At 52.0% G+C, this 18,380-nt stretch carries 19 protein-coding genes; 14 read left to right on the forward strand and 5 right to left on the reverse strand.

Annotated elements, in window-relative coordinates:
- Positions 1 to 2: 2 nt before the first annotated feature.
- From ACX93W_RS13520 to ACX93W_RS13535, 4 genes are read left to right on the forward strand one after another with little or no spacing between them, the layout of a single operon-like run.
- On the forward strand, positions 3 to 2,279 hold the full coding sequence (locus ACX93W_RS13520) for an MFS transporter (RefSeq protein WP_459392898.1): 2,277 nt from the start codon (positions 3 to 5) through the stop codon (positions 2,277 to 2,279).
- Between the two features lie 57 nt (positions 2,280 to 2,336).
- On the forward strand, positions 2,337 to 3,329 hold the full coding sequence (locus ACX93W_RS13525) for an HNH endonuclease (protein WP_459392899.1): 993 nt from the start codon (positions 2,337 to 2,339) through the stop codon (positions 3,327 to 3,329).
- 18 nt (positions 3,330 to 3,347) lie between these two features.
- Positions 3,348 to 3,917: a xanthine phosphoribosyltransferase gene (locus tag ACX93W_RS13530; RefSeq protein WP_459392900.1), complete on the forward strand. Its 570-nt coding sequence runs from the start codon at positions 3,348 to 3,350 to the stop codon at positions 3,915 to 3,917.
- 58 nt (positions 3,918 to 3,975) lie between these two features.
- Entirely contained in the window at positions 3,976 to 4,719 is a 744-nt protein-coding gene (locus ACX93W_RS13535) for a Bax inhibitor-1/YccA family protein (RefSeq protein WP_459392901.1), read from the forward strand.
- A 126-nt stretch (positions 4,720 to 4,845) separates the two neighbouring features.
- On the opposite strand, the gene ACX93W_RS13540 is transcribed toward ACX93W_RS13535, so the two are convergent.
- Positions 4,846 to 5,646 (reverse strand): GNAT family N-acetyltransferase, encoded by an 801-nt coding sequence (locus tag ACX93W_RS13540; RefSeq protein WP_459392902.1) that lies wholly within the window; start codon positions 5,644 to 5,646, stop codon positions 4,846 to 4,848.
- Positions 5,647 to 5,857: 211 nt separating this feature from the next.
- Here ACX93W_RS13540 and ACX93W_RS13545 point away from each other — a divergent pair, with 211 nt between their 5' ends.
- Positions 5,858 to 6,181, forward strand: a complete 324-nt coding sequence (locus ACX93W_RS13545) for an MmcQ/YjbR family DNA-binding protein (protein ID WP_459392925.1) — start codon at positions 5,858 to 5,860, stop codon at positions 6,179 to 6,181.
- A 134-nt stretch (positions 6,182 to 6,315) separates the two neighbouring features.
- Positions 6,316 to 7,380 (forward strand): 23S rRNA (adenine(2503)-C(2))-methyltransferase RlmN, encoded by a 1,065-nt coding sequence (gene rlmN, locus ACX93W_RS13550; RefSeq protein ID WP_459392903.1) that lies wholly within the window; start codon positions 6,316 to 6,318, stop codon positions 7,378 to 7,380.
- Positions 7,381 to 7,425: 45 nt separating this feature from the next.
- On the opposite strand, the gene ACX93W_RS13555 is transcribed toward rlmN, so the two are convergent.
- From ACX93W_RS13555 to ACX93W_RS13565, 3 genes are all read right to left on the reverse strand, one after another.
- On the reverse strand, positions 7,426 to 7,734 hold the full coding sequence (locus ACX93W_RS13555; protein WP_459392904.1) for a zinc ribbon domain-containing protein: 309 nt from the start codon (positions 7,732 to 7,734) through the stop codon (positions 7,426 to 7,428).
- A 174-nt stretch (positions 7,735 to 7,908) separates the two neighbouring features.
- Positions 7,909 to 8,853, reverse strand: coding sequence for a helix-turn-helix transcriptional regulator (locus ACX93W_RS13560; protein ID WP_459392905.1), 945 nt, complete (start codon positions 8,851 to 8,853; stop codon positions 7,909 to 7,911).
- Positions 8,850 to 9,797, reverse strand: a complete 948-nt coding sequence (locus ACX93W_RS13565; protein ID WP_459392906.1) for a helix-turn-helix transcriptional regulator — start codon at positions 9,795 to 9,797, stop codon at positions 8,850 to 8,852. The genes ACX93W_RS13560 and ACX93W_RS13565 overlap by 4 nt, the downstream gene beginning before the upstream one ends.
- Before the next feature lie 272 nt (positions 9,798 to 10,069).
- On the opposite strand from ACX93W_RS13565, the gene ACX93W_RS13570 reads away from it, so the two are divergent.
- The 4 genes from ACX93W_RS13570 to ACX93W_RS13585 all read left to right on the forward strand — a co-directional run bounded on the left by ACX93W_RS13570 (position 10,070) and on the right by ACX93W_RS13585 (position 13,838).
- Entirely contained in the window at positions 10,070 to 10,789 is a 720-nt protein-coding gene (locus ACX93W_RS13570; RefSeq protein ID WP_459392907.1) for an ABC transporter ATP-binding protein, read from the forward strand.
- A complete protein-coding gene (locus ACX93W_RS13575; RefSeq protein WP_459392908.1) occupies positions 10,786 to 12,117 on the forward strand; it encodes an ABC transporter permease in 1,332 nt (443 codons plus the stop codon). The genes ACX93W_RS13570 and ACX93W_RS13575 overlap by 4 nt, the downstream gene beginning before the upstream one ends.
- Before the next feature lie 18 nt (positions 12,118 to 12,135).
- Positions 12,136 to 12,468: a hypothetical protein gene (locus tag ACX93W_RS13580; protein WP_459392909.1), complete on the forward strand. Its 333-nt coding sequence runs from the start codon at positions 12,136 to 12,138 to the stop codon at positions 12,466 to 12,468.
- A 179-nt stretch (positions 12,469 to 12,647) separates the two neighbouring features.
- Positions 12,648 to 13,838, forward strand: a complete 1,191-nt coding sequence (locus tag ACX93W_RS13585) for a DUF418 domain-containing protein (protein WP_459392910.1) — start codon at positions 12,648 to 12,650, stop codon at positions 13,836 to 13,838.
- A gap of 294 nt (positions 13,839 to 14,132) precedes the next feature.
- On the opposite strand, the gene ggt is transcribed toward ACX93W_RS13585, so the two are convergent.
- A complete protein-coding gene (gene ggt, locus ACX93W_RS13590) occupies positions 14,133 to 15,716 on the reverse strand; it encodes a gamma-glutamyltransferase (protein WP_459392911.1) in 1,584 nt (527 codons plus the stop codon).
- Positions 15,717 to 15,915: 199 nt separating this feature from the next.
- On the opposite strand from ggt, the gene ACX93W_RS13595 reads away from it, so the two are divergent.
- From ACX93W_RS13595 to ACX93W_RS13610, 4 genes are read left to right on the forward strand one after another with little or no spacing between them, the layout of a single operon-like run.
- Positions 15,916 to 16,398 (forward strand): Lrp/AsnC family transcriptional regulator, encoded by a 483-nt coding sequence (locus tag ACX93W_RS13595; RefSeq protein WP_459392912.1) that lies wholly within the window; start codon positions 15,916 to 15,918, stop codon positions 16,396 to 16,398.
- A gap of 37 nt (positions 16,399 to 16,435) precedes the next feature.
- Complete coding sequence (locus ACX93W_RS13600; RefSeq protein ID WP_459392926.1) at positions 16,436 to 17,122, forward strand: chromate transporter; 687 nt, start codon at positions 16,436 to 16,438, stop codon at positions 17,120 to 17,122.
- On the forward strand, positions 17,109 to 17,660 hold the full coding sequence (locus tag ACX93W_RS13605; protein WP_459392913.1) for a chromate transporter: 552 nt from the start codon (positions 17,109 to 17,111) through the stop codon (positions 17,658 to 17,660). The genes ACX93W_RS13600 and ACX93W_RS13605 overlap by 14 nt, the downstream gene beginning before the upstream one ends.
- Positions 17,661 to 17,664: 4 nt before the next feature.
- A complete protein-coding gene (locus tag ACX93W_RS13610; RefSeq protein WP_459392914.1) occupies positions 17,665 to 18,003 on the forward strand; it encodes a hypothetical protein in 339 nt (112 codons plus the stop codon).
- Positions 18,004 to 18,380: the final 377 nt, after the last annotated feature.

The following is an 18,380-nucleotide window of genomic DNA, read 5'->3' on the forward strand; positions in this document are numbered from 1 at the left end:
ACATGAAAATAAACACCTCAAATACTCAAACGGAAGCGGTAAAAAAAGCGTTATCCAGGCTCCCGCGATTGCGCCTCCCCTCCCTTGGCTCAGGCTGGAAGGGAGCTATTCTTGCATTATCTCTTGTTACGTTATGCGCGGTATTCGTTCAAGCCTACTATTATCTGGGCTCGCGGGGCAGCATTATCGATTATTTGATCGGTACTGCAGTGCCCATCCTTGCCGTGTTAGCGGTAACGGGCATCCTTGCCGGATTATTGCATTGGGCCCAAAAAATGCCGTCCCGCTACATATGGCTCATGCTTGCTTCGATTTGCTTATTGCTCATTAGCTTTTTAGGGCCGATACCGCTGACGTTGCTTATTGTTTTCTTCCTTATTCTTTCGTGTTCCTTACTTGGGGCTTTGCTTTATCGCTTGATGAAGGGAGGTTATCGCGAGGCTGCATCGTGGGTAAGAGTAACGGCAGGCGCGGGTACTGCCGCAGTTTTTGTTCTGATCTGCTTGTTGGGGTACTGGATGATTAGCGGCGGTTATGCAAAATTTGAAGCGCCCTATACCCTTCAAGCAACAAAATCGGCGCAGTCGTACCAGACAACGATAGCTAATCCGGCGGAAACGGGAGCCTATCAAGTAAATGTCATAACCTATGCTAATGATTCAACACTTGGCGGCGATCTTGGCGTTGAAGGACGGCTAACGACGGAGTCAGTCGACGGATCGGCCTTTGTCGATAACTGGAGCTCCCGGCGTACCCGCACGTTTGGCTTTGGCTCGGAAGCCATGCCGTTGAACGGTACGGTTTGGTATCCGGAAGGAGAGGGACCTTTCCCGTTGGTATTAATCGTGCACGGAAACCATGTCGCGACCGATCTGTCTGACACTGGATATGCCTATTTGGGCCAATTGCTGGCAAGCCGCGGATATATTCTGGCGTCCATTGACGAGAACTTCCTGAATAGTTCTCCTTATGATGATTTTATGATGCTGGATGGTTTAAAAGACGAGAATCGCGCGAGAGGCTGGTTGATGCTGGAGCATTTAAAAACATGGGACAAATGGAACTCCACGGATGGAAATCCGTTTTACGGCGTAGTAGACATGCAAAATATTGCGTTGATCGGACATTCGCGAGGGGGCGAAGCCATCGCTACGGCTGCGGCTTATAATGGTTTGACGACGTACCCGGAGGACGCCAACATCAGCTTTGACTATAAATTTAACATTCGTTCCCTCATTTCCATTGCAGGGACGGATATGCAATATAAACCGGGCGGGCAGCCCATCGAGTTGCGAGATATTCATTTTTTGGCCCTGCACGGCTCTCATGATATGGACGTTTCTTCTTTTGCTGGAGCCAATCAGTATTATCGAACTCATTTTACGGAGAACAGCGAATTTTTCAAGTCGTATGTCTATATCTACGGGGCTAATCACGGGCAGTTTAATACGTCTTGGGGGAGAAATGATTCTGTAGGACTGGGCAACATGCTGTTTAACAAGGCGGAGCTTATGCCCGGAGAACAACAAGCTCTGGCGGCGGAAGTGCTAATCTCCTCTTTTTTGGAAGCTACACTTAAGGATAATGATCAGTATCGCACGGTGTTTCAAGATTTGGGTCATGCCAGAGAATGGCTCCCTGAAACGATGTATGTCAGTAATTATTGGGATGCGGCGACAACCATGATCAGTAACTATGAAGAGGATTATGATCCTGGGACAACGACGTTGCCGGGCGGAAGACTTGAGGGCGAATCATTAAAGGTCTGGAAGGAAGACAAGGTGCAAATGGAATTCTCCTATTTAATTGATGCCCAGTACAGCGCGGTTTCATTGGAATGGGATCGTGAGACTGCTCCATCCACTCCAGCCTATAAGGTCATCCTGCCCGATTCGGGAATCGCAATGTCAGGGGACAGCGCCATTGTATTTTCCATAGCGAATAATGATGCGGCTCCTGAGCCGGGTAAGACGGACGATTTGGTTGACTTGACGATAGCCGTGGAAGATGCAGACGGAAACGTTGGTCAATTGCCTCTTAGCCACGTCTCTCTGCTTCTGCCTATGTTTGAAGGGGCCCTAGCAAAGCAGCCGCTTGGTCTCCTTTCCAAGACCAAGGAACCGGTATTCCAGAACTTTTGCTTTGAGGTGTCTGATTTTATTGGAGCTAACTCCAGCTTGATGCCGCAACGGATCAGCAAAATCAGCTTTTTATTTGATCAAACTACGCAGGGCAGCATCATGATCAAAGATATTGGCATCCGCGGAGGCAAGCTCTAACAGCCGAATAAGACAAGAGTCAGGGGAAATTGGAGAGTCGAAACGAGCAATGGGGCGTTGACGTTGGTCATTCTGTTGGCTGGAAGCTTGTGCTATACTCACAGTATGACTACTAATCATTATGATCCCAAGGATCATCAGTATAAAAACGAACAATTGCATAGCGCAACCAAGGTTTGCGTCCAGTGCGGCGCGGCAAAGCCTCTGACGGAGTTTCTGCGCCGTACGGGACGGCGCTCCGGCAAGTTCGGCCGCCGCGGCGCTTGCCGAAGCTGCAGGCAGAGGGAGGCCGCGGCGTCAAGCCTTGAAGGGGCGCACGTCCGGCAGTTGGCGGGGCAGCCGATTCCTCGCGAAGCGGGAGGAGCTGCGCATGGCGAGGCAGGGGGCCGTGCCAAGCTGCCGAAGGTGCAGTCCGCGTCTAACGGGGACGTTATGTCCCAAGCCGACGGCAATGCGTCCGGCCGCTCTGCTGCGACGGTTGGCGCGGCGAATGACGGAAGCGGTTCCGCCAGCATTGGCGGCATCGCGCCTGCCGTGCCGGCCGCCCGCAATAAGCGCCGCCGCGGCAACAAACGCGCCAAGGGTGCGCAGCAGAGGCAAGCGGCAAGGCCCGCTTCCGAGGCGCCGCCGCCGCATACGCCAAGGCGGGACAAGCATGATCCGGCCGATGCCTCTTTTCTTCGTCCAACGGTCAAAGGCTTTATCCGCATGCGTGGCAAAACGGATAACGGCCGCCGCTGGTATCAGGAGGTTGATCCCGAGCTTGCGCATGTCTTGGTGCGGGAAGGCGCGGCGGTTGTCGTGAACCGCTCCACCATTCGCCGGCTGTACAGCAGCAGGGAGTTTCGCAGACTTATTTTGACGCGCGACAATTATACCTGCCACTTCTGCGGCAAATACGGGGATACCATCGACCACAAGCTGCCAAGGGCGAAGGGCGGTCATACAACGCCCGTCAATTGCGTCTGCGCGTGTTATGAATGCAATCAGCTCAAGGCCAATCGGGACATCGACGAGTTTGTAAACGCCATGGATGAATATATGAGGTAGGGAAGGAGTCGGTGCGTGATGAAAAGGCTGGAGGAGAAGATTCGGCAGGAAGGTCTTATTTTGTCGGACAAGGTGTTGAAGGTGGACTCTTTTCTGAATCATCAGGTGGATACGGAGCTTGCGCTGGCGATTGGAGAAGAATTCGCCGCAGCATTTGAAGATGCGGGCATTACGAAGGTGTTGACCATCGAGGCAAGCGGCATCCAGTTTGCCATGGCGACCGGCATCGCGCTTAAGGTTCCTTTTGTCTATGCCAAAAAGAAAAAAGCATTGACCCAGGGAGCCCATGTCTACGCGGCGGAGGTCTATTCGTTTACGAAGGAAGAAAGCTACAGAGTGACCGTGGATCAACATTTCCTTGGACCCGAGGACACGGTGCTTATCGTCGATGATTTTCTCGCGACGGGCGCAGCGCTTGTTGGTCTTGTGGATATCGTGAAGCAATCCGGCGCTTCGCTTGCAGGCGTAGGATGCGTGATCGAAAAAACCTTTCAGGAAGGCCGTTCTCTGCTAGAGCAGCAAGACGTGCGGATTGTCTCGCTTGCCCGCATTGCTTCGATGTCGCCAGGAAGTATTTCTTTTGCATAAAATCCAATTAGATTGTATGATATTGGAAGTACATATCTTGCATACGAGGTGATTTTGCGTGATCGGACGCAGCGGCAATCCTACATTAAAAGAAAATACGTTCGAAAAGGCCGGCCATTTTTCCGGGCGCGAGGCCATGACGATTGAAGGCACGGTCAACAAATCGTTTATTACGCTGGTCATTCTGCTGGGCGGCGCGTTTGCGGCGTGGACGATGTATTACAACGGCCAAACCAATGTATTGGGTCTTGGAATCGGCGGCGCGATCGCCGGTTTTATCCTGGCGCTCATAATCAGCTTCAAGCCAACGGCTGCGCCTTTCCTGGTGCCGATCTATGCGGCTTGCGAAGGCTTGTTCCTGGGAGCGATATCCGCTCAATATGAAAGCTTGTACCAAGGCATTACGATGCAAGCGTCCCTGCTTACCATGTGTGTATTTATCGCTTTGCTCGTCGCGTATCGCTTCCGCATCATTCAGGCGACCAAAAACTTCCGTCTTGGCGTGTTTGCGGCAACAGCCGGCATTGCTCTGGTTTACTTGCTCAGCTTTGTACTTGGCTTTTTCGGCATTCAAATTCCGTACCTGCATGACAATAGCTTGATCGGCATCGGCATTTCTCTCGTAATCGTTGTTGTAGCCGCGCTGAATCTCGTGCTTGATTTTGACTTCATTGAAACGGGAGCAGAGCAAGGCGCTCCTAAATACATGGAGTGGTACGGCGCGTTTGGCCTGATGGTTACTCTGGTATGGCTGTACCTCGAAATGCTGCGTTTGCTGTCCAAGCTGGCAAGCCGCGACTAATAGCGGGCTTTCAGTTAACATGCCGATTGGCATAAGAAAAAAACGTCTCGTAACGCTGTTATAGCGATTCGGGACGTTTTTGCGTTTGCGGCAGCTGCGACAGACGGATTGAGATTGCCGCTGTGCTCATAGCGAGAAGCCTATGCAGCGATAGTGATGAACAAGTTGGAAGCCAAGGCGCAGAGCCAGCTTTTTTGAAGCCGTGTTGTCCGTTGTGCAATCCCAATACGGAATAAAGCCGCTGTCCAGAAGCTCTCCCGCAACCAATGAAGCCAGATGAGTGCCAATTCCGTTGCCCCGGCTCTGCGGAGCGGTTTCAACTCCAATGGCAAAGCGGTCATTAGCTCTGCAGCTGGTATAGCAAAGGCCGATGACTTCCGTGCCGGCCACTGCGGCATAACCAAATCCGTAATATTTAAAGGCCTCGACTGATGTCCAGAATGCCTCAATGTGTTCTTTTACAAGCGGAGTATGGAACAGCCAACGGTTTTCCTCCGAATTCTGATGAAGCGGAAGCGCGATGTACCCTTTTGATTCCACAACAGATGTTTTCCGCTCCGTCTCGAATACCAGTTGTTCAAAGTCGTAGAGGTTTCTTGAAGCAAACATGCCTTCCAGATCCCATTCATCATGATGTCCCGATATTTCAAAATGGGTAAGGCCGTGCCTCCGCATTCGCGGCTCAAGTGTATGGGTTGCAAAAGAATCCAAACCTTCCGTAAAAACGGCATTGCGGCAGTCGCCGAGGAGGTAAAAGCCCTGCATTCCCTTGCTCCATACCAGCGCGCTTCCGGGGTGATCGGCGTTGTCGGCAAAAATCCAACCGGGGCAGCGGCCTTCAATAACCGATAGGATTTCCGGGTGAAGATGGCCTCCTTGTAACAGCGGACGCACCTTTCCGAATTGTAAGCTTGTTAATTCCTGCATAGTCTCTCTCATCCCCTTTAGCTTCAGCATAACCGGAATCTGCGCGGTAAGGGAGGTGGAAATTAATTTTAGAGAAACAATACCCGTCAAGGCGGCATTGAATCCTGTAAGCTTGCGGAAATTGGCAGGATGGTGTAAAACTGTGTTCATACCAATCAAAAGAAAGCGGGAAACCATTTTGCAAACAAGAAAAGAGCTTGCTCAGTTTTGTATGACATTGCCGGGGGCTGTGGAGGATTATCCGTTTGGTCCGGAGCCGCTGGTTATGAAGGTTGGCGGCAAAATGTTTGCTTTGATTGGGGAAAATCACGAAATACCCAACATATCTTTAAAATGCGAGCCGCTTATGGCGGAGCTGCTGCGCCAGGCGCATTCGGCGGTCAAACCGGGTTATCACCTCAACAAAAAGCATTGGAATACCGTTACCGCGGACGGTTCCGTTCCGGAGGAAGAGCTCCGCGATATGATCAAAAATTCCTATGAGCTTGTGGTTCGAGGCTTGACCAAAGTCATAAGGGAGTCGCTGCAGGGTTAGCGATTGCATATTGGTCAGCAGTTTCATGCAGGCTGGCAGCTATTCTACGCGGGAGCGGCAGGATTTGCTCCTTGTGTTCAAGGTCTTTTTTTGGGACAATAGTAGGCAAATGGCTTGAAAGAAGGATTACAGATATGACAGGCAAACCATCCTTATATGGATTAACTTTAGAGCAATTAACAGCTTGGCTGGAGGAGCGGGGACACCGCAAATTCTGGGCGGGCCAAGTGTGGGAACAATTATATCGGACACGGGCGAGAGCGCTCGGGAAGATGGGCGAGGTTCGCGCCGATTGTTTGGCAACGCTGGAGGAGCATTTCACGTTGTCCACCATGTCGGAGCATACGCGGCAGGAGTCGCAAGACGGCACCGTCAAGTTCCTGTTCCGGCTTCAGGATGGCAATCTGATCGAAACGGTGCTGATGCGCCATAAATTCGGCTTGTCTGTTTGCGTAACGACCCAGGTTGGCTGCAACATCGGCTGCAGCTTCTGCGCCAGCGGTCTGCTTGCCAAAAGCCGCGATTTGTCCAGCGGGGAAATCGTGGAGCAGTTGATGAGAGTCCAGCATTATCTGGATGATGCCGGGCAGGAGGAGCGGGTAAGCCATATCGTCGTCATGGGCATTGGCGAGCCGTTCGACAACTATATTCATGTGTCCAACTTCATCCGTGTGGTCAAAGACCACAAAGGTCTTGCCATCGGCGCACGCCGTATTACGGTATCCACCAGCGGATTGGCGGGCAAAATCAGAGAGTTTGCCGATAGCGATCTTGGCGTGAATCTTGCGGTATCCCTTCATGCGCCAAATAACGAATTGCGGACCCGCATTATGAAAATCAATAAAGCGATTCCGATCGAAAAGCTGATGGAATCCATTGATTATTATTTGGCGGTCACCCGCCGCCGCATGACGATGGAGTATATCCTGCTGCGTGATGTCAACGACGGCGTGGAGCACGCTTTGGAGCTGGCGGAGCTTATGAAGCCAAGACGCCAGCTTGTTAATGTTAACCTGATTCCGTACAACCCGGTTGACGAGCATGGCCAATATCAGCGAAGCAGCCCGGAGTCGATTACCGCGTTTTATGATGCCTTGAAGAAGCAGGGCATCAGCGTTAGCGTCAGAATGGAGCATGGAGCGGATATCGATGCCGCTTGCGGACAGCTTCGCAGCAAGCAGATCAAAGCGGCCCGTTAGGGCTTGTCTTCAAACTCGCTCAAGGGCATCTGCTCCTCATGGAGTTTAAAGACTCTCCCTGGCAGCCTTCCACCGTTTGAGGGTAGGCAGCTGCCCCGATAAAAGCGATCTAGCTTTGCTTTCTTCCATGCCTTCCTCGACCATGTAAGGCACGCATTGCTGGATCATGCCTTCCATCGTCAATCCCGGCTCGCGAAATGCTCCATCCTCGTAACAGTAGGAGCAATAGTCTGGCGATGAAGAGCCATTATGCTCCGTACCGTATTGAGCAGTTTCCGTCATGGGCATGCCGCAGCTTTGGCAAAAATGGGGCTGTGTTGATGAAGTGTTCGCAATCTCGTTTGAATGTGTCATAAGATAAGTCTCCCTTCCTGGATATGGCCCCAGTATACAAAAGCGAACCTGACAGCCCTCTGTCAAGTTCGCCTTTTTCTATATAAGAATCTATAAGTTTTTGGGCTAAAGCGAATAAAGCCGCTCCCGCTTCCATTTTTTCCAATGGAGCAGTGGGTGGTTCATCGTTCGTCATCAGTAGTTTTTCAGCATAGCTTGAAGTTCATTTATAACTCGCCTGCGGAAAGACTCCGGCTCCAGAACAACAATGCCGCTGCCAAAGCCAAGCAGCCACTGCAGCAGCTCCTCCGGCTGGCGTACGCGCAGGGTTGCCAGCCAACCGTCTTCCTTCTCTTCCATGGTTTCCAAATAGAAGCTGGCCGACTCCCTAGCTTTGTCTAGAACCTCGGGCAGAATGAGGACCCGTACAAGGATGTTGCGGTCGTCAGGCGGCCTGTATTGGGACAGCTGAAAATCCTCCGGCAATTTGTACACGGCATTCAGAACGGCAAGCTCTGTCATTCGCGACAGCCGAAAATGGCGAATGCTTTGTCGCAGTTCGCACCAGGCAACAAGCACCCAGCCCTGCATAAAAACGAGTCCATAGGGAGCCGCTGTACGGATGCTTTGCGTATTTCCGTCGGCTTCCGCTACTCGCTTGTTATAGTGAAAACTGATTTTCCGTTCCTCCAGCATCGCATTGCGAATGATTTCCAGATTAGTCCGTTCATGAATCCGGACTTGATCGACGGCAGCCGTATACATCCGAAACCCTTTTCGGATTCGCGAGGCCTCTCCGCCAACAGCCTCCGGCAAAATAGCTTCAATTTTTCTTCTTGACGTTACAGCATGCTCTCTATATCGCGGATCAAACCACTGTTCAATAAAGTCTGTTCCGATAAGCAGCGACACTGCCTCTTCGGCCGAGAAACTAACCGGGTGCAGAAAATACCCCTCAATTAAGGAATAGCCTTGGCCAGGGGAACCGATAACGGCGACACCCGCTTCGCTCAAGGCCTGAATATCCCGATAAATCGTTCTGACGCTCGTTTCAAAGGTTGACGCCAAATCTTCGGCGCGCAACAGTTTGTGGCGTTGAAGCTCCAGCACGATAGCTAACATACGATCCGTCTTGTTCATGGGGTGCGGCCTCCATATAAATCGGCAATGCGCCTTGCTCGTTCGCCAATGAGAGTCCGGAGCCGCTCCGGCTCCAGCAGCTCTGCTTGAGGCCCGAGACTTAAGATAAATCCATATAACCATTCATCCTCGGGGTAACATTTGCGCACAATCCATCCACCGTCGGGATGAGGCTCCAGCTCTTCGGCGTGAAACCATTCTTGAGCCTGCCCCTCCAGACTTCCGCCAAGCCGCAGCACCAGGTTGACCCGGTTGTTATCGTTGACCCAATCGCGGCCAATGCCGCGTTCTTGCCGGGGCAGCTCTCTTCGGGCAAATAACTCCGGCAATGGCTCCAAATCCTTGATTCGGAGCAGCTTGAAAAGCCGGAATTCATTGCGTGTACGGCAAAAGGCTTGCAGGTACCAGTCCCGTCCTTTCCAGACCAACGTGTGCGGCTCGACGCATCGATTTGTGAAGTCGCCTCTGCTGTTTCGATAATGGAACATGACCAACTGAGTCTGCCCGATGGCATCCTTTAGAAGCGACAATTGGTCCTCCAGCAAGGAGTTTTCGCCCCAATGAGAGAAATCGAACAGTACCTGGCTTGATTTATGCTTTAGTTCTTCCTCGCGGCCCGGCGGCACAATGCTGTTGAGTTTTTCCACCAGTTCCCGGTTTTTGGGTTCGGGATAAGAAGTCGAGATGCTATGGAGCGCCGTTAAAATAGAGGCCAATTCATCTCCGGTCAACACGTTGCGATCCAGCCTGAAGCCATCAATCAGCCCGATGCCGCCGCCTGTTCCCTGATGGGTGACAATCGGGATGCCAGCCTGGTTAATGGCTTCGATATCCCGATAGATGGTGCGTACAGAAACCTCGAAACGTTCCGCAAGCTCCTTGGCCTGCACCATTCGGCGGTTGAGCAGCAAGATGACGATGGCGAGCAGTCTATCCAGCTTCACCACCAATCCCCCCCTTTTTATTAGGTCGTTCAAAAAGTCCGCTTTCCATTGCGGGGCATGCCTAGCGGCATGGCCGGCGTCGAATATGGCATTCAGCCGAAATCTCCGATCCTCTCGTAGGTACCACTACGCTCCGGTTCTCGATTTCTAGCTTCTTTCCATCTTCTCGGCACTGAAATCCTGTTTTCTACAGCTTATCTTAAGGTTTTCTTTAGATCAACTTATAGTCTGAATGATAACATGTAAATAAAATACAGGAAGGTGGCGTTGTGATGATACAAATGTCGGGAATCAGCCATCAATTTACAATCGGCAAACGATCCAAAGAAAAAACCGTGCCCGTTTTAAAAAATATCCATCTCCATGTGGAAAAAGGGGAAATTATGGCGATTGTAGGGCGAAGCGGCTCGGGCAAATCCACTCTGCTAAACCTGATGTCGGGCTATATCCGTCCAACGGAAGGACGGATTGTAGTCGCCGGTCAGGATGTCACTAATTTGACGGAGGGACAATGGGCGGATTTCCGTCTGGCGAATTACGGCTTTATTTTTCAAAGCTTTCAATTGATTCCCGGCCTCACCGCCGCTGAAAATGTGGAATTGCCGCTGGTGCTCAAGGGCGTGGACAAAACGCTGCGAAAGCAGCGGACGGAGGAGCTTTTGAAGCAGGTGGGCATGGCTGAATACATGAGCCACTACCCCGGCGAACTTTCCGGCGGGCAGCAGCAGCGGGTATCGGTTGCGCGCGCGCTGGTTATGGAGCCGCCAATCGTGTTGGCGGACGAACCTACGGGCAGCCTGGACAGCGAAAACGAAAAAAGTCTGCTGACTATGATTCGCCAGTTAAACCATGAGCTTGGCATTACCTTTGTCATCATTACCCACGACGAGCAGGTAGCCGCGATTGCCCATCGGACGTTGCGCCTGCAGGATGGAGCCGTACAGCATCCTGTTCCGTTTCCGGGTTCGCTTGAAGGGGGAATTAGGGTATGAAGCTGGGAGATCAGCTCCGGTTTGTCCGGCAAAATATGAAACGCAATAAAACGAGACTGTTTATGACGATACTGGCTACGGCGATGGGCTGCGCCTTTTTGATCGTGCTGGCCTCCGTTGGTTTTGGCGTGCAAAAAAGCATCGTGGACCGTATTATAGGCGATCGTCTGGTTACCTCGATTCAAGTGCCGTACAAAGATTTTAATGTTTCTGAAAATGGGGATATCCATAAGGAGGATATTGAATTTTTTCATTCGATTCCTAAGGTGAAGGCCGTTACCTACCGATTTTGGGTCAGTCAGTCCATGGGCATCAAGGCAAACGGCTCCGATATCGGGAACGATCGGATGTATATGGTGGATTTTGACTCCGAGCAGCAGTCGGGAGTTGCGCTTAGCGCAGGCAGATGGCCGGAAAAAGACAATGAAATCGTTATTGGCTACGATGTGTTGGGCAGTGAGGACAAGGCGGTTTCCAAAGCGTCGGACTGGTTGAACCAAGCTGTCAAGCTGCAAGTCGACTATTACGAAGGCGTGGAGCTTGCAACAAAAGAGCTGGATGCGGTCATTGTTGGCGTCTGGGGTGAACCGAGGCGGGAGTGGCTTCTGGACAAGGCCGTATATTCCAGCGAAGGGTTGATCCAGCAAATTGAAGCCATTACAGGCACACGGGGCGGGGAAATTGTTTATTTCGGGCAAACCCCGGATGCGGAATCACTGAAGAAGGCATTGTCGGAGATTCCCAAAGCCGGCGAGCCGCGACAATATAGCGAGGTTAATGTCATTGCGGACAATGCCTCTCATGTGAAGGAGATATCGGACGTTCTTCGCGAAAAAAACTACTCTGTATATTCCGTGGCCGACGAGGTGGCGCAGATTAATGTATTTTTCCTGATTTTGAAAATAGGGCTGATCTTTGTTGGAGCGATTGCGGTGCTGATCGCGTCAATCGGCATTTTCAACACGATGACGATGGCCGTAACCGAGCGTGCCCAGGACATCGGCATTATGAAAGCCATCGGCGCACATCCTTCCGTCATCAAACGGATATTCTTGTTGGAAAGCGCCATGATTGGCATCATTGGAGCGGTTTTTGGAACGATTGTGGCCTATGGCATATCCGTGGCGGTTAATGCCGGATTGCCTGTGCTGGTCACCATAGGGATGGGCGAAACGCTGCCGGAAGGTTTCCAGTTCTCCATCATTCCGGCTTATCTGGCTCTGCTGTCCTGCTTTATTTCTTTGGCCGTGGCAATGCTGTCGGGTTACCGACCGGCCAAACGCGCAACCGCCATTGACGTGTTGAGCGCCTTGCGCAGAGATATTTGATGAAAGGGAGGAGAATACATGAAAGCATGGGGAAAACTCCTGCTTGCGCTGGTTCTGCTGTTCTCGTTGACCGCTTGCGTCAAGGCGTTCGACGAAAAGAAATGGATTGAAAATCGCGAGGATCGGAGCAGCATGGTGGACAGCCTGCAGAAGAAGCACGAACTGAAAGGTAAGACCCAGGAAGAAATCATCGGGCTTCTTGGCGAACCGGATGGCAAGCAGGAGGAGCCCGAAGGCGCGTTTGTATATTATTTGGGCAGAGCATCCTATATTGGCGTAGACGACAGCCTTCTGAAGTTTTATTTTGACGAGGACGGAACAGTGGAATCCTATCGCATCACAAGCGATTGAATCCCCGAAATAGAGTTAAAGCGGCGAAGCCCCATTTCTGGTATAATCATGCAGGGGCTATGAAATACATGTTCAAAAAGGCTGAATTCCATATTCGATGCTGAATATGCCTCAAGGCATGCTTCGTAATGGAATGTGGACTTTTTAAACAGCCTCCTTGACTATTCGCTAACGGGGTGTTGCACATTAACAGTCAATCAAATCGGCTAATCGGCATTGACGGCATTCGGGGACTCAGTCTGCTGGGCATTCTGCTTGCCAACACGTTAGCTTTCCAATATGGCATTTGGGAAGCGGAAATCATTTCTTTTTTTCAACTTTCAGCTCTGGATGAAGCGGTTTATTCGGCTGTACTTATTCTGGTAAAAGGCAGCTTTGCGCCAATTTTTGCTTTTCTGTTCGGCTTTGGAACGATCAAAATGTCGCAAAGTCTGGAACAGCGCGGGTTGTCGCCGTATCCTTTTTTGATCAGGCGGTTTTTGTTCCTGCTTGTGGCAGGACTTCTGCACTTCCTCCTTGTATGGGAAGGCGATGTGTTGGCTACCTACGGCTTGTCCGGATTTTTGCTGCTGGCTTTTCTGAAAGTAAAGCCCAAAGCGTTGATCATCATTGGCATCAGCATATTGGCGCTATTCAGCCTGATGTCTTATGGAGGAGCAGGCAGCACCTCCATGCCGGGCGCGAATTGGGAGGATTTTGCCCGGGAATCTATGAACGTCTACCAAAATGGAGGCTATGCCGCTATTCAAAGCTTCCGATTGGAGCTTGGCCCGGGTCCGCTTAGCCAGTTTATCTTTATCGTTGGCTGGTTGTTTATTCCGATTTTAATATCCTCCATGTTTGTGTTTGGAATGGCGGCGGCAAAGGCGAAGTTGTTCCATCGACCGGCGGAGGAAAAGGGGCTGTATATTAAATTTGCGGCCATTCTGATTCCGTTGGGTCTTGCCTCCAAGGCTGTAAGCGTCGTTTGGCCCCAACTGGGCATTGGCGGAAGCTTGAATACATTGGGAGGCACCGTGCTGGCGCTTGGTTACGTTTTTGCTTTTGCTCTGCTGTTCATCCGGCAAAACGAAGCTCCCGCCGCGTGGCGGACAGGTTTGATCAGCGTTGGCAAGCTGTCTCTGTCCAACTATTTGCTGCAAACGGCGTTTGGCGTCATGATTTTTTACGGCTATGGCCTGGGCTTGTTTGGCAAGCTGGGCACGACCATCGGCTGTCTGCTGGCGATTGCCTTCTTCGGCCTTCAAACCTTGGGCAGCGGCTTGTATTTGCGCCGCTTCAAGATGGGCCCGGCCGAAAAGCTGCTTCGCTCCTTGACCTGGCTTGGCCATGGACGCAAGCGGGAGCAGCCCCGGGCTCCAGGCATGTAGGGAGCGTGTCCACGGCTCATGGAGGAAGGCGGCTTTAGGCCCCTGTGACAGCCTGTTTTCTACAAGTTGGCTCGCATGCCTGCTGGAATTTGCGGCGTTGTCTGGACGTACCATCCAAAGTCGCAGTTGATACCCAGGCGGCGTTGGCTGGACTTACTCTCCAACGTCTACGCTGGTATCCAAGTGTCGTAGAAAAGGACGTATTGTCCAAAGTTTCCGCAGATGTCCGAGCACATTGGGCCGGATATATTGTCCAAAATCTCTGTCCATCTCCGAGCGCCATTAGCTGGTTTTTTACCAGCCGATGGCGCTTCCGTCGCTTCGGCGATCGGCTCCGCCTTGGAGGAAGCCTAGCTCATCCCTCACAATTGCGTGGGCATGACCCATAATGCCATCCCATTCCTTGACGGTCCGGACGAGATGTCCGGCCTCCCCAAGCTGCTGCCGCACCTCCGGCGCTATGCGGCTTTCCAGCTTTAATTCCCGGGTTGGATCGCCCCAGGTCCGCCCCCACACCCATCGCGGCTCGTCGAGAGCCGATTGCGGATCCATCCCGAAATCCACGATTCGCGTCAACAAGGCCGTTTGCGTCTGCGGCTGTCCTTCGCCTCCTTGGGTGCCATACAGAATGGACGGTTTTCCATCCCGCAGCGCCATTGCCGGCATGAGGGTGTGAAAGGTTCGTTTGGCAGGCTTCAGAACATTGACATGACTAGGGTCCAACGAAAAAAAGGAACCCCGGTTTTGCAGCAATACTCCCGTATTGCCCGCCACAACTCCCGATCCGAATTCAAAATACAGGCTTTGGATGAATGAGACGGCATTGCCGTCCCGGTCCACGACGGCTGCATAGGCTGTATCGGAGCCCATTGGCTCGGCCTGCTGCTGTATGCTGGCGCGGGAGAGATCGATGGAGGCCGCCAATTGGCCCCCATATCCTTTGTCCAGCAACCGTTCCAAAGGTATGGCATGAAAGGCCGGGTCGGTCAGGTAGGCGTCGCGGTCGCGGAAGCTGAGCTTAAGCGCCTCCACGCACAGCTGATAATAGTCGTAGGTGCCGTGCCCAAGTCCTGCCAAATCAAAATGCTCCAGAATATTAAGCGCCATAATACCGGCAAACCCTTGCGAATTGGGCGGCATCTGGCATATCGTGTAGCCCCGATAGGAACCGGCAAGCGGCTCCACCCAGTCGCCGCGATGATCGGCAAAATCATCAACTCCCAGCAAACCGCCGTTCCGCTGCAAAAAATTCGTCATTTCCTTTGCCGTTTCGCCTCTATAAAAGTCCTCCCTGCCCCACTGAGCGATCCGGCGCAGCGTCGCCGCCATCAACGGCTGCCGGAAAACGTCTCCGGGAGCCGGAGCTTTGCCGGAGGGAGCGTAAATCCCTGCTGTTTCCGGCGTAAGCAGCAGCATATCGAGATGTTCGGAGGCATTGCGATGCTGGTCGGCAGTCATCGGAAAACCTCCTTCGGCAAAGCCGATAGAGGGCGACAGCACCTCGCCCCACGGTAGCCGTCCATAGGCGCTGTGTACGGCTTCCCAGCCGTCCACCATTCCGGGGACAGTTACGATGGAGGCAATGCCTCTGCTGGGGATGGAACTCATTCCTTGATAAGCCTGGGGCATGGCGCGATAACCCGATCTGCCGCTGGCATTGTAACCGCGCACACGTCCTTCTCCGGCGCTGTAGGTCAGCCAGAAGGAGTCTCCGCCAATACTTGTCATATGGGGATACACAACGGCAAGGCTTGCGCTTACGGCAACGGCGGCATCAAAGGCGTTGCCTCCCCGTTCCAATATCTGCGCTCCCGCCGCGGTCGCCAGATGATGAGGGCTGACCACCATGGCTTCCTTCCCGATTACCGAAGCGTTCATCCGGTTCACACTCCCCGTGGAATAAAATGATAGGTTATCTGACATTGAGTTTTTTCTTAACATAACACCATCCTCGAATGCATGCAACAAAAAAGTAAGAGGAAATCAAAATTTCCATTGAAAATGTATGGTATCGGCATTATATTAATACATATTGTAATGAAAAGCGGGAAATAGATTCCGTTTGGAACGGAAAGGGATGAGTGAGACGGATCATAGAGACGACAAAGTAGTGGACTTAGACGATACGGACCGTGAAATTATAAAGGAATTGAATGCAAACGGCAGAATATCCTACACGGATCTCGCTCGAAAAATCGGGCTGTCGCGAGTGGCGGTGCAGGCGAGAGTGAACGCTCTTCAAGAAAGCGGCGTAATCGAGCGGTTTACTGCCGTTATCAACCCTGAGCGTATCGGCATTTCCGTATCGGCCTTTTTTAACGTCGAGGTGGAGCCCAAATATTTGCACGAGGTGGCAGACCGGCTGTCAACGGAGCCTTTTGTGACCAGCCTGTATCATATGACCGGCCCAAGCAAGCTGCATATGCATGGATTGTTTCGCAGCAACGCCGAAATGGAATCTTTTTTGAAGGAAAAGCTGTATGTTCTGCCGGGCATTATGGGCGTGGATTGCCAGGTGTTGATCAACCGGTACAAAAGCCGGATGGGAATGAGGCTCTAGAGAAATGAGAATAAGCAAACTTAAAAACCTTTCCGGCATGTTGAAGCTGACCAGCCCTCATGCCCAATTGGCATGGGCAATGATCAAGACGGGCATTCTGGGTTACGGGGGCGGTCCCTCCGTAATTCCAATCATCCGTTATGAGGCGGTCGTTTACTACAAGTGGATCGACGATGACGAATTTGGTGAGATATTGGCGCTTGCCAATGCGCTGCCAGGTCCCATTGCGACCAAAATGGCCGCTTATCTGGGGTATCGAGTCAAAGGGGTGACAGGAGCGATTTCTGCTGTTATCGCCCATATTTTGCCCTCGACCCTGGCAATGGTGGGGCTTCTATCCGCCGTCCAGTGGCTGAAGGATTCGCCTTATGTGCAGGGCATGATTGGTGCGGTTATCCCCGTTATCGCCGTTATGTTAGGCGTGATGGCGTACGAATTCGGAGAAAAAGCCGTCAAGGGGCTTGGCGTATATATGGGCGTCGGCTTGTTTGCCGTCTCTTTTGGCATGCTGCAGCTGCTTGCGATACATCCTGCTATTGTCATTTTGATCTTTTTGGTTTATGGCGCTTTCCATATGCGAATGGCGAATGCCTGGAAGAAGCGCAGGGAAGCCCGCAAGCAGCGGCGCGAAGAAGGAAACGGGCCGTCCAAGCGGGGCCGGTCCAAGGGTTTGAACAGCCCGGCAGCCGGAGAGAAGGAGGGCGCAACGCATGGAATGGATTGAGCTGTATCGGCTGATCGTGGGATTTTTTGTAGCCAACGCTTTGGGGTACGGCGGCGGTCCGGCTTCGATTCCGCTTATGTATCGCGAGATGGTCACCAATTACCAGTGGGTATCGCCGGCCGAGTTTTCGAATGTGCTGGCGCTTGGCAATGCGCTTCCCGGACCTATAGCAACCAAGCTGGCAGCTTATGCTGGTTATCAAGCGGCAGGATGGGCGGGCGTTCTGGTTGCTCTCATTGCCACCATCGTGCCTTCAGCGGTTGCTCTGGTTGTATTGCTCAGAGCGCTTCAGAAGCATCGGCAATCGCCAGTAGTCAAAGGAATGACGCTGCTGGTTCAGCCCGTCATAGCCATTATGATGCTGGTACTCACCTGGCAGATGGGTGAAAGCTCGCTGGAGGCGATCGGCTGGATTCAAAGCCTGCTTATCGCGGGGGTTGCTTTCTGGGCGATGCAAATTCGCAAAATTCATCCCGCTATCGTTATCGTAGCCGCTTTTGCATACGGAGGGTTGGTTATTCCCCATCTGGGGGCCTGACTGCATGCCGGATGAATATGCCGCTCCTTGGGAGTTCGGCTGCATGCCGGATGAACATGCTGCTCCGTGGGAATCTGGCTGCACTCCGGATGAACATGCTGCTCCATGGGAATCTGGCTGCATGCCGGATGAATATGCTGCTCCATGGGAATCTGGCTGCATGCCGGATGAACATGCTGCTCCATGGGAATCTGGCTGCATGCCGGATGAACATGCTGCTCCATGGGAATCTGGCTGCATGCCGGATGAATATGCTGCTCCATGGGAATCTGGCTGCATGCCGGATGAATATGCTGCTCCATGGGAATCTGGCTGCATGCCGGATGAATATGCTCTCGCCTAAAAAACGACTGTCTCCGAGTGTTTTTGCTCTCCGTTCAGCTACCCAGGTACGTTCGGGTAAATATACGTTTGGTGGCGTTGCACATGTTGATGCGGCTAATGGACACTATTGACCATTAGAGGGCAATTTAAGCGAATTTTGATTTGTAACGGTCAGATCTGACCATTACAAATGAAAAAGAGCAGGAATTGTTGGGTTTTGCGGCTGTAATGGACATATTTGACCATTAAAAGATGAAAAATTCGGTTTTGGGCCTGTAATGGCACTAGCCTTGCACCAAACCTAACATGAAAAACAACCTTCTCATAAGTTCCTATATTTTGAAGAAATTGATGGTATTCTCTGGAAATCCATTAAAAAAACTCCTAATGTAAAAG

The organism is Paenibacillus sp. CAU 1782 (genome assembly GCF_054551715.1).